Genomic DNA, 13,866 nt, shown 5'->3' with positions numbered 1-13,866 from the left:
TTTTTGAACCCTCACACCATTCGAATACCGTCTGACAGATTTGCCTTCTTTACAGATGAATTCCAGTCAAAAATATTTGAAATAGAAAAAGAAACCTCAATTCATACAACACCAACTGAAATCAAAGTCTCAGCACCAGACTATCTACAATTAAACAATACTCTCCTTAAAAAATCCAGAACCTTTAATCATCGAGCCAAGAAGCTATATAATTTTATAACACGCTGGAAGAAAGACTTTAATGATCCAACCCTTACGACCTCACACTTAAGAACACTAACAAAAAGAATAAAGGAAGAATTAAACAAGGAATTATATAGATTTATACCTAGAAAGAAATTCGATGAAAGCATAAGAAACGAAAAATATGTTCTATTAACCCTTCACAAACAACCCGAAGCATCTATCGATGTTATAGGTCGGTACTATGAAGATCAAGAGGCCAACATAACCAATATATCAAGATCGCTACCAGATAACTGGAAACTTTTAATAAAAGAGCATACGAATGCAATCGGGGATAGAAGTATCTTCTTCTTCACTCGTTTACTTAGAGACCCCGCGATAGTCTTGATTGATGAGAACGAGAGCTCACTAAACATTATTGAGAACGCTCAGTTAGTCATAACTGTATCTGGTACTGTAGCTTACGAAGCAGCTATGAAGGGGATTCCTAGCGCCACATTCGCTGATACATTTTTCAACAAACTAGGTCTTTGTAAGAAACTGACACTAGAAGATCTTAGAAATAGTGATATCCCAGAGCTAATTGAACATATAAAGGAATCAGAGAGTAAATCCCATGAATTCAAGAACTGGATACTAAGAAATAGCTTCGAGGGCATAATATCCGATCCGATATCAAATCCGAAATGTATAACAAGCCACAACATCGAGAAAGTATCTGATGCAATTCTTACAGTCGGCAGAGAAATTATACCCTCAGCACGCATACAATAAAAAACCCAAAACAAAAGTATATCCAGAAGACATTCTTTCGGCCCTTATATTATTATTATCACCAATTGCCAACCTTTCTTTACAAGCAACTTCACTAGGAATATTTGGCGCGTCAGCCTCAGCCCCCTTTGTAGGTCTATTATTTTTATTTATTTCGTATAGAAGCCTAAGCAAGGGAATAATAAGACGCGAAACAGCAATAATTATAACCTACGTCATTGTGATATCAACTTTATACCTGCTATTCACTCCACAACAAACAAAAGATGAAACAACATTACTGAAGGCAATAAAAATACTCATTTTTTACACTCTTAGTACATCTCTAGTGTTAACAAAAAATCGAAATTACTCTATTTTAAAGCTTGGAGCATGGGGCGGGTTACTTTTATGCGTGGCGTCAACGCTACCAACTCTTTCGGATATTAGTTTTCTTAATTACGAAGGGAGCAGTGAAGGCCGCCCAAGGGGGCTTACAATGGAAGCAAGTCATTTTGCTTTTATTTCTGGATCTCTAGCCCTAATAATCTTTTCCCTTGATCCAAGAACTATCAACAAAGTCATTGCCTCTTTAATTGGCGCACTACTGCTGATTTACAGCCAATCGAAAGCTGGAATTGTATTGTATGTCGCTGGTTTTTATATACTACTTACCATACAAGCAAAGAGCAAAAAATACATAGTAATTACATCAGCACTGATTCTCATCACTAGTTATATTGCCATATCCTACATTCTCCCCTACATCTTGGGAAGAATATCAATCGATATGGATAATTATACATCTACAGCAACACGAACCATTGGATTCATGAGTGGGATATATATAGCATTACACAATCCATTCGGCGTAGGTTTTGGTGCCTATTTGAATGAATACCTATCATCTATCCCTTATGTGATCCGCCTAGCCAGACCATATCTTCCATATCTAGATTACTCAGAGGTTATTGGATATACCACACAGCAAACAACAAAATCCATTAGCACAAAATCATTCCTATCAGACTCTATAATATACTTCGGAATCCCTTTCGTTTTCTTCCTTTTACTAAAAACCCGAAAAATAATTTCGAATATACTCAGAAACAGAAAGTCACACCTTATACCTGGATTTTTCTTTATTATTTCTTCGCTCTCATTCTGGAGTACCGGTATAGGCTTTTATCCAGCATTTATATTGATTTCCATCACAATTAATCTCTCTCAGGACAATAATAAATCATGAAAATACTTATTGTTGCTGGCGATTCTCCGTACCCAGCAAATCATGGAGGTCGCGTAGACATATTTGAACGGTTAAAAGTGATTTCAAAAACATACGGAAGAGAAAATATAGACATAATTATAACAGGCAATGAACTTACCACGGAGACAAACAAAGAGCTAAAAAAATATTGTCATGGAATACTGGTCTCACCTAGAAACACTGGCATTAGCGCTACACTTTCCCTAACTCCATTTCAAGGAAAATCTAGAGCATCTCTAAAAGATCTAACCCCCTTACGAGACCAGTATGACATAATGATTCTTGAGGGAGACTATGTTTTTCCCATTCTAGACAACCCTAGAATTAACTGCAAAACCCCCCTGCTTAGAAGTCATAACATTGAAAGCAAATATTTTTATAACTTATTCAAAGCGGACACCACTTGGAGAAAAATATTTTACCTTTCAGAATCAATAAAATTTTACATCCAAGAGAAGAGAGAAACTTACAAAAACATAAAAAAACTCTACATATCGAAAAAAGAGAATCAAATCCACGGAAATAAAGAGTATTGGCTTCCAACACCAGTCGATGTAGATGGTATTTTAGAGCGTACTACCTTCCCACAAGGGGAAGATGTTCTTTACATTGGCTCTCTTTTTATGCCAAACAATATATTTGGCCTTCGCTGGTATCTGGAAAAGGTACATCCAACCATAGAAAGTAGTTTACCTAACTACAGACTTCACATAGCAGGAAATACTCGTGACCATGAGATCACTTGGCTTAAAAATTACAAAAATATAGAAATCTACCCTAACGCTTCAGACGAGATGCTAGAGTCTCTATATAATAAATGTTCACTTTTTGTGTCCCCAATATTCCACGGAGCAGGAGTAAAAATAAAAAATATTAACGCTCTAGCTTCAGGAATCCCCGTTATCACGACAACCGTTGGAAATGAAGGTACCGGACTTTCCCCTAAACATCATATTTTTATTTCGGATACACCAGAAAATTTTATAAATACAACAATTCGGCTATTGACTCAAAAGCAAGAGGCCTATCAGCATCTACAGGCAGCACAGAATTTTATTAAAGAGCACTATGCAGCCCAAAGAATTTCACACTATATAGAGCAAACCACTTCATCAAAGGCGTAATTTTCCAAGTTCAAAATATTTAGATAAAGTCCCATAGAAAACCACCAAGCCATCACACTTCAATTCGCGCCTCACACTCATCAAGGATATAAATGAAAGTCGCAATAGTTCACTATTGGTGGCTCAGTAACCGAGGCGGCGAGGCAGTTTGCTCCGCCATTGCCGAAATTTACCCAGAAGCAGATATATTCATTCATGTCTGCGATGAAGATCTGGTGCGCAAAACGTTACCGAGCAACTTCAAAGGGCAGATCAAGACGACATTTATTTCGCGACTCCCTGGTGCCCGTAAACATTATCAGAAGTACTTACCGCTCATGCCACTTGCCTTGGAGCAATTAAATCTCACCGAGTATGACCTAATCATCAGCAGCGAGTCTGGACCGGCAAAAGGTGTCATTACTCGTCCCGACGCGTTGCATGTTTGTTACTGCCACTCTCCCATGCGCTATGTCTGGGACATGTACCATGAATATCTCTCGGGGACAGGGCGACTCATACGCATGCTGTTCCCAGCTATAGCTCATTGGTTACGAATGTGGGATAAACTTTCAGCAGACAGGGTGGATCACTTCATTGCGAATTCAAGATTCGTCGCATCACGCATCCAGAAGTTCTATCGTAGGCAGGCTGAAGTTATCTACCCACCAGTAAACGTATCTGAGTTCAGCTATTCCGAGGAACGAGGCGACTTTTATCTCTGCCTGGGTCAACTTGTGGCATATAAACGCGCCGACTTGGCCGTAGAGGCCTTCAATAAGTTGGGCTTACCTTTGATAGTGGTGGGAGAAGGCGAATTATTCAACACGTTGAAAGAGATAGCTAATTCTAATATCACGTTGATGGGACGTCAGTCGTTCCCAATTATCAAAGATCTACTTCAGCGTTGTCGTGGTTTAGTATTTCCAGGCTTGGAAGACTTTGGCATCGTCCCCGTCGAAGCAATGGCTGCCGGCGCACCAGTTATTGCTTACGGTAAAGGTGGTGCCTTGGATACGGTAGTCCATGGAAAAACGGGTGTTCTTTTCCATGAGCAGAGCATTGATGCATTAGTCCAGGCAGTGCGTCAATTTGAAGCAGGAAATTTTGAATTCGCCTCGGCCGAACTGCATCAGCATGCAAAAACCTTCGAGAAAAGAAAATTCCAACAGCGCGTCAAAGACTTTATTGACAAGGCCTTGGCCACAACCTGAACCCTTCCTGTCAAGACAATATAAAAATACTCGCCCATACTAACAATGAGTTATGGGACTAAAGGACTATACAGATGATACTCCCCGTCATCATGGCCGGTGGAGCTGGTTCCCGGCTCTGGCCGCTTTCTCGGCAATTAAACCCTAAGCAGTTCCTTCCCTTGGCCGATGCCCAGCTCACCATGCTGCAAGCCACTATCCAACGCCTGAAAGGGCTGGATACCAGCCAGCCTCTCCTGATCTGTAATGAGCAACATCGTTTCCTCGCTGCAGAGCAGATGCGGCAAATAGGAATGGAAAACACTCGTATCTTGCTTGAGCCCGCAGGCCGCAATACAGCCCCCGCGATAGCCCTGGCTGCTCTGCAGATCGTAAGTGAAGCCATTGATCCAATTATGCTTGTATTGGCCGCAGATCACCTAATTCATGATATCGACGCTTTCCAAACAGGAATCCTCACTGCTCTCCCTCTTGCCATCGCAGGTAAGCTGGTCACGTTTGGTATCGTCCCAAGACATCCGGAGTCAGGTTACGGATATATCGAGAAAGGTGACAGGTTGGCTCCAGATGTTTATACGGTCAGCCGCTTTGTTGAAAAACCAGATCTCTCGGTCGCATGCGATTACGTTGCGAGTGGCAACTACTGTTGGAACAGCGGTATGTTCATGTTTCGAGCGGGCCGCTATTTGGAAGAGCTCCAGCGTTTTCAACCGGATATTCTAGAGGCCTGTCGCAAAGCTATCGAGGGCGGTCAGCAAGACTTGCACTTCACTCGTATCGACTGCGATGCATTCCTCGCCTGTCCAGAAGACTCGATTGATTATGCGGTTATGGAAAAGACTTCCGATGCGGTCATGGTGCCATTAGATGCGGGTTGGAGTGACATTGGTTCTTGGTCTGCATTATGGGATGTCAGCGCAAAAGATAGTGATAACAACGTTTTCAAAGGTGATGTTCTCGGACAGAATACGCGCGGCACATACGTTTACGCCGACAGTCGTCTCGTGGCAACCGTGGGTGTCGAAGACTTGGTGATCGTTGAGACCAAGGATGCGGTGCTCGTCGCACACAAGGACAAAGTTCAGGAAGTAAAAAACATCGTCGAGCGGATAAAGCGTGACGGCCGCAGCGAGCACATCAACCATCGCGAGGTGTATCGCCCCTGGGGCGTATATGACTCGATCGATAGCGGCCATCGCTACCAAGTCAAGCGTATAACCGTACAGCCGGGCGCCAAGCTCTCCGTACAAATGCATCATCATCGCGCTGAACACTGGATAGTAGTCAGCGGCACGGCGAAAGTTACCAACGGTAATGAAACCTATCTAGTGACTGAAAACCAGTCTACTTATATCCCGATTGGCCAGGTTCATGCTCTTGAAAACCCCGGAGTGATCCCCTTGGAACTTATCGAAGTGCAATCCGGTTCCTACCTAGGTGAAGACGATATCGTCCGCTTCGAAGATAAATACGGGCGAGCCTGATCCAAAGCTCCCAGTCATTACTTAATGCGAGCCGCATAGCTCCCATCACTCCCGCAGGTTCCCAATGCGTAGCGCTGTCATCTTCGGAGGCTCCGGCTTTATTGGCGTTTTTTTCGCCAAGCAATTGCTCTCCACAGGATCCGTTGAAAAGGTGTATTTGTTCGACAAGGAACAGGTCGCGGAAAAACCTTTTGCCTATCGCACCCGGCTGGTGCGAGAGTCTGATGGAATCGTCGAAATTCATGGCGACGTTCGTCATCCCATCAACTGGGTACCGACTGAACCAGTAACACTCATCGCAAACTTCGCGGCCGTGCATCGCGAACCAGGGCATGAGGATATCGAATACTACGAAACCAACCTGCTTGGTGCGCAACACGTCTGTGATTGGGCTGAACAAGTACGTTGCAATGAAATCATCTTCACCAGTTCAATCTCGCCTTATGGCCCAAGTGAAGAGCAGAAAGATGAGTGCTCTCTTCCTGCTCCAGTAACTGCCTATGGTGGTTCGAAGTTGGTCGCAGAAAAGATGCATCAGACCTGGTTAGCAGCTGACATGGAAAGGCGTCATCTCGTCATCGTACGGCCCGGCGTGGTGTTCGGACCAGGCGAAGGAGGGAATGTATCTCGTCTGATCAAAGCGGTGATCCATCGTTATTTCTTCTACATGGGAAATCGTGATACCCGAAAGGCGGGTACCTATGTGAAAGAACTATGCTCGGCCATGTGGTGGATGCTGGAAAGGCAAAAGGCCCAAGGAGAACACTTCTCCCTGTTCAACATGTCGATGAATCCTGGCCCTTCGATCCAAGACTATGTCGATACTGTTTGCCAGGTTGCAAACATAAAACGCAAGATACCAGCGATTCCGTATCCACTACTCCTAGCTGCTGCATATGGTATCGACCTGGTTGCTCGTCCTCTCGGTATTCAGCACCCCTTCAGCCCGGTTCGCATCCGCAAGCTGGTGCGCTCCAACAATATTCATCCCGGCCGCCTAGTCGAACAGGGTTATCCCTATCAGTATGATCTGAAGTCAGCATTTACTGATTGGAAATCCTCTGCTCCCGAGGAGTGGTACTAATTTCTGATAGCAGAATCGAGTTCCAGAGGAAATCAAAGATGAATGGCATGGACCGTGGAATTCTTCGCCCCCATCAAGCCACTATTTCCGTATTGCAAAAATTGCTCGACCTGTTCGTGATCTGCGCTGGAATGGGTGTCGTGATCATTGCAAATGACAACCCAACGGAAAGTGCCCCAATTATCGCCTCGTTGCTGGCACTAGTGATTTTTTATCTGCTTGGTGACTTCGGGCAGTTGTATGCGTCATGGCGGGGCGAACGAATCCGCGAAGAACTCCGCAAGGTAGGAGGAGTGTGGGCAGTTAGCTTTGTTGGTGTATTCATGGCGGACTACTTCATGGCCGCCCCCCTCTTCTGAGCGATTCGGCTCTGCTCCAGTGGTTCTCGCTAGTCTTGGCTGGACTATGCGGCTATCGCGTTCTCCTACGCATTGGCCTGCATGCTCTGCGCCGTCGCGGCTTCAACACCCGCTCGGTGGCCATCGCTGGTGCCGGCCCCTTAGGCCAGCGCTTGGCCGCTAACATCGCTGGCGCTCCCTGGATGGGTCTAGATCTGCTCGGTTTCTTCGATGACAAGCACCGCGAGCCGGTTCGTTTAGGCAAGAGCCAAATCAAACTGCCCATTTCGGGCGGACTGGAGGCGCTGGTCGAGCAAGCCCGTGCGGGTGACATTGATCGCGTCTACATCACACTACCGATGCGCAGCGAGGCACGTATCAAGTGGCTGGTGAACCAGCTCAGCGATACCACCGCCTCGGTCTACATTGTTCCCGACATATTTGTCTTTGAATTGCTGCATGCACGCAGCCAAAACATCAACGGCGTACCCACAATCAGCATCTTCGATAGCCCAATGACTGGAGCAAATACCGTGGTCAAGCGCTTGGAAGACATCATCCTGTCGATGCTAATCCTCTGCCTGATTGCCGTACCGATGCTGCTGATCTCCGCCGCCGTGAAGCTCAATTCCCCCGGCCCGGTGTTCTTCCGCCAAAAGCGCTACGGCATCGACGGCCGCCCCATCGAGGTATGGAAGTTCCGCAGCATGCGGGTCATGGAGAACGGCTCCGACATAGTGCAAGCCACCCGAGGGGACAACCGCATCACCTCTGTTGGCGCCTTCCTTCGCCGAACCTCACTCGACGAACTGCCGCAATTCATCAATGTGCTCTTGGGCGACATGTCCATCGTCGGTCCGCGTCCGCACGCCGTAGCGCACAACGAACAATACCGCGGCCAGATTAGCAGCTACATGCTACGTCACAAGGTCAAGCCGGGGATCACCGGCTGGGCGCAGATTAATGGCTGGCGCGGTGAAACTGACACGCTGGACAAGATGCAGAAGCGCGTCGAACACGACCTTGCCTATATCCACAATTGGTCCCTGTGGTGGGACCTGAAAATCGTTTTTCTCACAGTGTTTAAGGGATTTATTCACAAGAACGCCTATTGAGAGAACAGAAGGCTGAAGAGTTCCGGAACTCCCCATTAACCAAACCGTGGATCCTGGAAAGCCGAAGGCTTGGCAGGATTCAATGTCTGCAATGGTGCCGGGCTTTTCTGCTTGCACTGGCTTCGTGCCAGCCTTAACCTTCCTTCTTTCTGAAGGAACGACCCCACAAGGAGTCTCAACGTGAAAAAACTGCTGACGTTCGCCGCTCTGGCGACCCTGAGCACGTCGCTGCTGGCAGCGGAAGCACCGGCCGACGCGCCGGCTTCTTCCGAGCCGCTGACCCTGTCCACCCCGGTTGCCGGTGGTGTCACCGTAGGTGGCGCCATTGGTATCGGTGCTGCCGTAGTGGCAGCGGGCGTTGCCGCTTCCAATAGCGGTGGCGGTGGTGGCCATGACGGTACCCCGGGCACTACTGGCACTACCGGTACCACTGGTACCACCGGCACTCACTGATATCAGTCTGTAGCCGCTGAACCCTGCCGCCACGTCATAGTGGCGGCAGGGTTCACCTCATTCCGTTTCCTATCAATTCCGTTCACGGCTCCCGGTCTTCAGGGTGTTGCCGTCTCGGCTTGCTGCGTAGTTCTTTCCCATGATCCGCTCTTTATCCGTTGCCGTTGTCGCCGCTCTTTCGCTCCAGGGCTGCATGTTCGCCCCTGGCCAGAATATGGACACCAGCCGCATCATTCGCGATGACTCCGCCGAGAGCAGCCGCGTCGAGCTGGTGCAGATCACCCCCAAGCTGCTGGCGGTGAACGCCGCGACGGAGACTGGGAGCCAGGTGCCGGCCGAGTTGCTGGCCTACCATCCGCAGGACTACCAGATCGGGCCAACTGATGTTCTCTACATCACCGTCTGGGACCACCCAGAACTGACTGCGCCTTCCGGCCAACAACAGCAGATCGACGCCAACGGTCGTCTGGTTCGCCCTGACGGCACCTTGTTCTATCCCTATATCGGCACCGTCAAAGTCGCAGGTCGAACCATCGAGGAAGTGCGCTCGGAAATTTCCAGCCGCCTGTCCCAGTATGTGGAAAGCCCGCAAGTCGACCTGGCGATCATGCGTTTCTCCAGCCAGAAGGTGATCCTCAGCGGCGCCTTCGGCAAAGCCGGCCCGCAGGCCATTACCGCTACCCCGCTCAGCCTGATGGAAGCGGTCAGCACCGCAAGCGTGAACACTGGTTCCGCCGACCTCTCCAACATGGTCCTCAAGCGCGATGGCCGCGAGTACAAGCTCAACCTCGACGCGCTCAATGACCAACAGCAAAGCCAGCTGTACAGCGTCTACCTGAAGGATGGCGACCAGATCTACCTGCCCTACAACGACCGCAAGAAGGTCTACCTGATGGGCGAGGTGAACAGCCCGCGCGCCATCACCTACAAGACCAAGTACCTGAACCTGGCCGATGCCCTGGGCAGTGTCGGCGGCCTGAACCAGGCCAGTTCCAACGGCAAGGCCGTCTATGTGATTCGCGGCGTCGAAGACCTGGAGCGCGAACCCGCCAAGGTCTTCCAACTGGATGCTCAATCGCCTACCGCTTTCATCCTCGCCCAGCGCTTCAACCTGGAGCCGCAGGATGTGGTCTATGTCGGCCCGGCAGGCGTTACCCGCTGGAACCGTTTCATCAGCCAGTTGGTGCCGTCTACCACCATTCTTGGTACTGGTGCCAACATCAAGAACGACCTGAACGACGAATAAACCACCGAACTCAGGTCGACCGACGTGAAACTCCTCCAATTCGCCGCCCTGGCCGGGGCGGCCTTGTCGCTATCCGCCTGCAACCCTCTGATGCAGGCGTCGTGGGACACCCTGCGCGCAGCCACTCAGGGCCCGAAGCCGCTTGAGCTGACCCAGGCCCAGGTGGATGCGGTGCCCTACTACCAGATCAAGCTGCAGACTCAGGGCGGCGAAGCCGTGATGGCGCTGGTGCGCCAGCAGGGCGACCTGCAGTACTGGCTCGCCTCTACCCGCCAGGTGCTGATGATGCGAGATGGCCTGGTGGTACGCACCACCGGCTTCGGCGACAACCTCGCCGGCACGCGCCTGGGTGTCGACTCGCCCTTCCATACCGGCCTGCACAAGCTGGCGGATGGACAGCGCAGCGAGCGCTGGATCGACCTGGCGAGCGGTTATCGCCTGGGTATTCCCGTGCAGAGCAGCTTCCACAAGGTTGGCCTGGAACGCGTGAACATTCTCGGGCGCGACTACGACCTGCTGCGCGTCGATGAAGACATCCGCGCGCCGCTGCTGGGCTTCAGCGCCACCAACAAATACTGGGTCGACCCCAGGGACGGCTTCGTGATGCAGAGCCTGCAACAGGTCACGCCCAACCTGCAGGTTGCGATCACCCAGCTGCGCCCATATCGGGGGGCAGGCAAATGAGCATTCGCCTTCTCGCCCTGATTAGCCTGTTGCTGGTCGGCCCCGCCATGGCCGGCGACTCCGTCGAAGTTCGTGGCGATGCGGCCAAGCCCGGCCTCGTGGCTATCACCCCGACGACCCGACTCTCCGACGTCTTCCGTGCCACCCAGGTCAACGCCGAGGGCTATTGGCTGGGTGCCGCGTGGCTGCAGTCGAAGCTGCTGCCGGAGCAGAAGCGCCTGAAGGCCGGCATCCTGTTCGACCTGTCCATGCTGCAACAGAAAGCCCTGCTGGACGATCAACCCGCGCTTTCCAGCCTGGCCAAGCGCCTCTACGACCAGGTCGCCAGCCAGCCGGTCAGTGGTCGGCGCCTGCACCTGATGGACCCGGTCGAGGTGGAAGTCACCCCGGCGCAGAACAGCCTGGTGGAGCCCGGCGACATTTTCATTTTCCCCACCCGGCCAAGTGCGGTCCGTGTGCTGGGAGCCGTGGCGACTGACTGCTACCTGGCCTATGTACCGATGCAGCAGGCACGCAACTATTCCGCTGCGTGCCCGTCGCTGCCGGAAGCCGATCCCGACTATGTCTATCTGATCCAGCCGGACGGTCAGGTCAGCCGCCTCGGCATCGCCCTGTGGAACCTCCAGGACAGCCTGCCCGCAGCACCGGGGGCAACCATCCTGGTACCGATCAAGGCGGCCGGACCGGATAGTGCCGTCCCGGATCTGAATGAAGAAATGGCCGAATTCATCGCCACCCAACCGTTGTCCGAGGTGGCGCAATGAAGCTCCGCTATTCCCTCTGCCTGCTGCTGCCATGGACCATGGCCCACGCGGAGCCTTACCACAGCCGCAACGACTTCGGCGTGATGGGCTTGCTGCAAACGCCTAGTGCACGCATGGCCAAAGCTGGCGAGGTCGCTATTACCGCCAACCGCGTCGACCCTTATTCGCGCTACAGCTTCTCGCTGCAGCCCTTCGACTGGCTGGAAACCTCGTTCCGCTACACCTCGATCAGCAACCGCGACTACGGTCCGGAAAGCCTCAGCGGCGATCAGAGCTACAAGGACAAGGCGGTCGACGCCAAGCTCCGCCTGCTCCAGGAAAGCCGCTGGTTGCCGGAAGTGGCTCTGGGCGCGCAGGACATCGGTGGTACCGGCCTGTTCTCCAGCGAATACTTCGTCGGCAACAAACGCTTCGGCAACTTCGACCTCAGCCTGGGCGTAGCCTGGGGCTATCTGGGCAACCGCGGTGACTTCGACAACCCGCTGGGCTGGATCGACGACAAGTACGACACCCGGCCGGAAGCCACCGGTACCGGTGACTTCAGTACCAGTTCCTACTTCCGCGGCTCGCCGTCATTGTTCGGTGGCGTACTCTGGCAAACGCCCTGGGATCGTCTGTCGGTAAAACTGGAATACGACGGCAACGACTACAAGAGCGAACCCCAGGACAACAACCAGGACCAAAGCTCCCCCATCAACCTGGGCCTCGTCTTCAAGGCCAGCGACTCGGTAGACCTGACCGCCGGCTGGGAACGTGGCAACACCGCCATGTTCGGCATCACCCTGCACACCAATTTCGCTTCCCGCTCGGCACCAGCCAAGACTTTCGACCCGCCGGCCGAGCCACTGCCAGCCAAGGCGCCGGACCTGCATCCGGACCAGGTGGACTGGGCGAACGTGTCCAGGCGCCTGCAGAACAACGCCGGCTACAAGGTCGAGCGCATCGCCCAGCGCGACAAGGAAATCGTCGTCTACGGCGAGCAGACCCGCTACCTCTACCCGCCCAAGGCGGTGGGCCGCGCAGCGCGCATCCTCGACAACAGCGTGGATGACGACATCAAGTACTTCACCGTGGTGGACAAGCGCTACGACCTGCCGGTCATCGAGACCAGCGTGCCGCGCGAGACCTTCCGCGAGGTGGTGAACAACGACCGTCCGCTGGACGACCTGCGCCGCGGCACCGAGAGCAACTGGCCGCTGCCGCACCAGGAAAAGGTGCTCTACACGCAGAAACCGGATCCGTTCAGCTACGGCCTCGGCCTGGGCTACAAGCAGAACGTCGGCGGCCCTGACGGCTTCCTGCTCTACCAGTTCACCGCCGACCTGAACGGCGAATACCGCTTCACCCCGGATACCTGGTGGAGCGGCTCGCTCAGCGCCAACCTGCTGAACAACTTCGACAAGTTCAAGTACGACGCGCCCAGCAACCTGCCGCGCGTGCGCACCTACCTGCGCGAGTACTGGACCACCTCGGACGTGACCATGCCGACCTTCCAGCTGAACAAGGTCAAGCGCCTGGACGAGGACATGTACGGCATGGTCTACGGCGGCTACCTGGAGTCGATGTTCGCCGGCGTCGGTGGCGAGCTGCTGTATCGCCCGCTCAACGAGCGCTGGGCCATCGGTGGCGACCTCAACTACGTGCGCCAGCGTGACTTCGAGCAGGACTTCGGCCTGCGCGACTACAAGGTGCTCACCGGCCACGTCACCGGCTACCTGAAGACCGACTTCCAGGACGTGCTGGCCGCCGTCAGCGTGGGCCGCTACCTGGCCCGCGACTGGGGCACCACCATCGACCTGTCCCGCGAGTTCAGCAACGGCGTGCGCTTCGGCGGCTGGGTGACCCTCACCACAGCCTCCAAGGAAGAGTACGGCGAAGGTAGCTTCGACAAGGGCATCTACGTGTCGATTCCGTTCGACGAGATCATGAGCAGCTCGACCATGCGCCGTGCCAACCTGGCCTGGGCCCCGCTGACCCGTGACGGTGGTGCGCGCCTGGGCCGCAGCTACTCGCTGTATACCCTCACCGACGGGCGCAACGTCGACATGTTCGACGGCAGCTTCAGCAAGATCGCCGAGTAAGCCGCCCAAGCCCCGCCGCAACGGCGGGGCTGTTTGCTGCAGATCAGCGAAACCTGTGTTTACAAACCCCCTCGCAACCTTTGCGCCTAAG

At 52.4% G+C, this 13,866-nt stretch carries 11 protein-coding genes and 1 pseudogene; all 12 read left to right on the top strand.

Annotated features, from left to right (window positions below; genetic code table 11):
* Positions 1–3 precede the first annotated feature (3 nt).
* The 12 genes and pseudogenes from PKO50_RS04465 (at position 4) to PKO50_RS04410 (ending at position 13,775) form a co-directional block, all read left to right on the top strand.
* Entirely contained in the window at positions 4–960 is a 957-nt protein-coding gene (locus PKO50_RS04465) for a hypothetical protein (protein ID WP_275628928.1), read from the top strand.
* Positions 908–2,188 (top strand): O-antigen ligase family protein, encoded by a 1,281-nt coding sequence (locus PKO50_RS04460; RefSeq protein WP_139210180.1) that lies wholly within the window; start codon positions 908–910, stop codon positions 2,186–2,188. The genes PKO50_RS04465 and PKO50_RS04460 overlap by 53 nt, the downstream gene beginning before the upstream one ends.
* Positions 2,185–3,333 carry a glycosyltransferase gene (locus PKO50_RS04455; RefSeq protein ID WP_089391593.1) on the top strand — a complete coding sequence of 383 codons (1,149 nt, stop codon included), beginning with the start codon at positions 2,185–2,187 and terminating at the stop codon, positions 3,331–3,333. Before PKO50_RS04460 ends, PKO50_RS04455 begins: the two co-directional genes overlap by 4 nt.
* Positions 3,334–3,425: 92 nt before the next feature.
* A complete protein-coding gene (locus tag PKO50_RS04450; protein ID WP_089391550.1) occupies positions 3,426–4,526 on the top strand; it encodes a glycosyltransferase in 1,101 nt (366 codons plus the stop codon).
* Positions 4,527–4,600: 74 nt separating this feature from the next.
* Positions 4,601–6,010 carry a mannose-1-phosphate guanylyltransferase/mannose-6-phosphate isomerase gene (locus PKO50_RS04445; protein WP_089391549.1) on the top strand — a complete coding sequence of 470 codons (1,410 nt, stop codon included), beginning with the start codon at positions 4,601–4,603 and terminating at the stop codon, positions 6,008–6,010.
* A 64-nt stretch (positions 6,011–6,074) separates the two neighbouring features.
* A complete protein-coding gene (locus tag PKO50_RS04440; protein WP_089391548.1) occupies positions 6,075–7,094 on the top strand; it encodes an NAD(P)-dependent oxidoreductase in 1,020 nt (339 codons plus the stop codon).
* A gap of 38 nt (positions 7,095–7,132) precedes the next feature.
* Positions 7,133–8,547: pseudogene (locus tag PKO50_RS04435) on the top strand (undecaprenyl-phosphate glucose phosphotransferase).
* A gap of 180 nt (positions 8,548–8,727) precedes the next feature.
* Positions 8,728–9,000 (top strand): hypothetical protein, encoded by a 273-nt coding sequence (locus PKO50_RS04430; RefSeq protein WP_089391546.1) that lies wholly within the window; start codon positions 8,728–8,730, stop codon positions 8,998–9,000.
* Positions 9,001–9,139: 139 nt separating this feature from the next.
* Entirely contained in the window at positions 9,140–10,246 is a 1,107-nt protein-coding gene (locus PKO50_RS04425; protein ID WP_275628927.1) for a polysaccharide biosynthesis/export family protein, read from the top strand.
* A gap of 24 nt (positions 10,247–10,270) precedes the next feature.
* Entirely contained in the window at positions 10,271–10,930 is a 660-nt protein-coding gene (locus tag PKO50_RS04420; protein ID WP_275628926.1) for a YjbF family lipoprotein, read from the top strand.
* Positions 10,927–11,694: a capsule biosynthesis GfcC family protein gene (locus PKO50_RS04415; protein ID WP_275628925.1), complete on the top strand. Its 768-nt coding sequence runs from the start codon at positions 10,927–10,929 to the stop codon at positions 11,692–11,694. Before PKO50_RS04420 ends, PKO50_RS04415 begins: the two co-directional genes overlap by 4 nt.
* Positions 11,691–13,775, top strand: coding sequence for a YjbH domain-containing protein (locus PKO50_RS04410; protein WP_275628924.1), 2,085 nt, complete (start codon positions 11,691–11,693; stop codon positions 13,773–13,775). The genes PKO50_RS04415 and PKO50_RS04410 overlap by 4 nt, the downstream gene beginning before the upstream one ends.
* Positions 13,776–13,866: the final 91 nt, after the last annotated feature.

It is taken from the genome of Pseudomonas sp. 273, assembly GCF_029201425.1.
Lineage (GTDB): Bacteria > Pseudomonadota > Gammaproteobacteria > Pseudomonadales > Pseudomonadaceae > Pseudomonas > Pseudomonas delhiensis.
This window is presented reverse-complemented; position numbering and strand designations above follow the sequence as displayed.

Excerpts from the sequence above, each read along its gene's own strand:
- PKO50_RS04450 (WP_089391550.1), top strand. The coding sequence starts at position 3,426 with ATGAAAGTCGCAATAGTTCACTATTGGTGGCTCAGTAACCGAGGCGGC.
- PKO50_RS04440 (WP_089391548.1), top strand. The coding sequence starts at position 6,075 with ATGCGTAGCGCTGTCATCTTCGGAGGCTCCGGCTTTATTGGCGTTTTT.
- PKO50_RS04445 (WP_089391549.1), top strand. The coding sequence starts at position 4,601 with ATGATACTCCCCGTCATCATGGCCGGTGGAGCTGGTTCCCGGCTCTGG.
- PKO50_RS04460 (WP_139210180.1), top strand. The coding sequence starts at position 908 with ATGCAATTCTTACAGTCGGCAGAGAAATTATACCCTCAGCACGCATAC.
- PKO50_RS04455 (WP_089391593.1), top strand. The coding sequence starts at position 2,185 with ATGAAAATACTTATTGTTGCTGGCGATTCTCCGTACCCAGCAAATCAT.
- PKO50_RS04415 (WP_275628925.1), top strand. The coding sequence starts at position 10,927 with ATGAGCATTCGCCTTCTCGCCCTGATTAGCCTGTTGCTGGTCGGCCCC.
- PKO50_RS04425 (WP_275628927.1), top strand. The coding sequence starts at position 9,140 with ATGATCCGCTCTTTATCCGTTGCCGTTGTCGCCGCTCTTTCGCTCCAG.
- PKO50_RS04410 (WP_275628924.1), top strand. The coding sequence starts at position 11,691 with ATGAAGCTCCGCTATTCCCTCTGCCTGCTGCTGCCATGGACCATGGCC.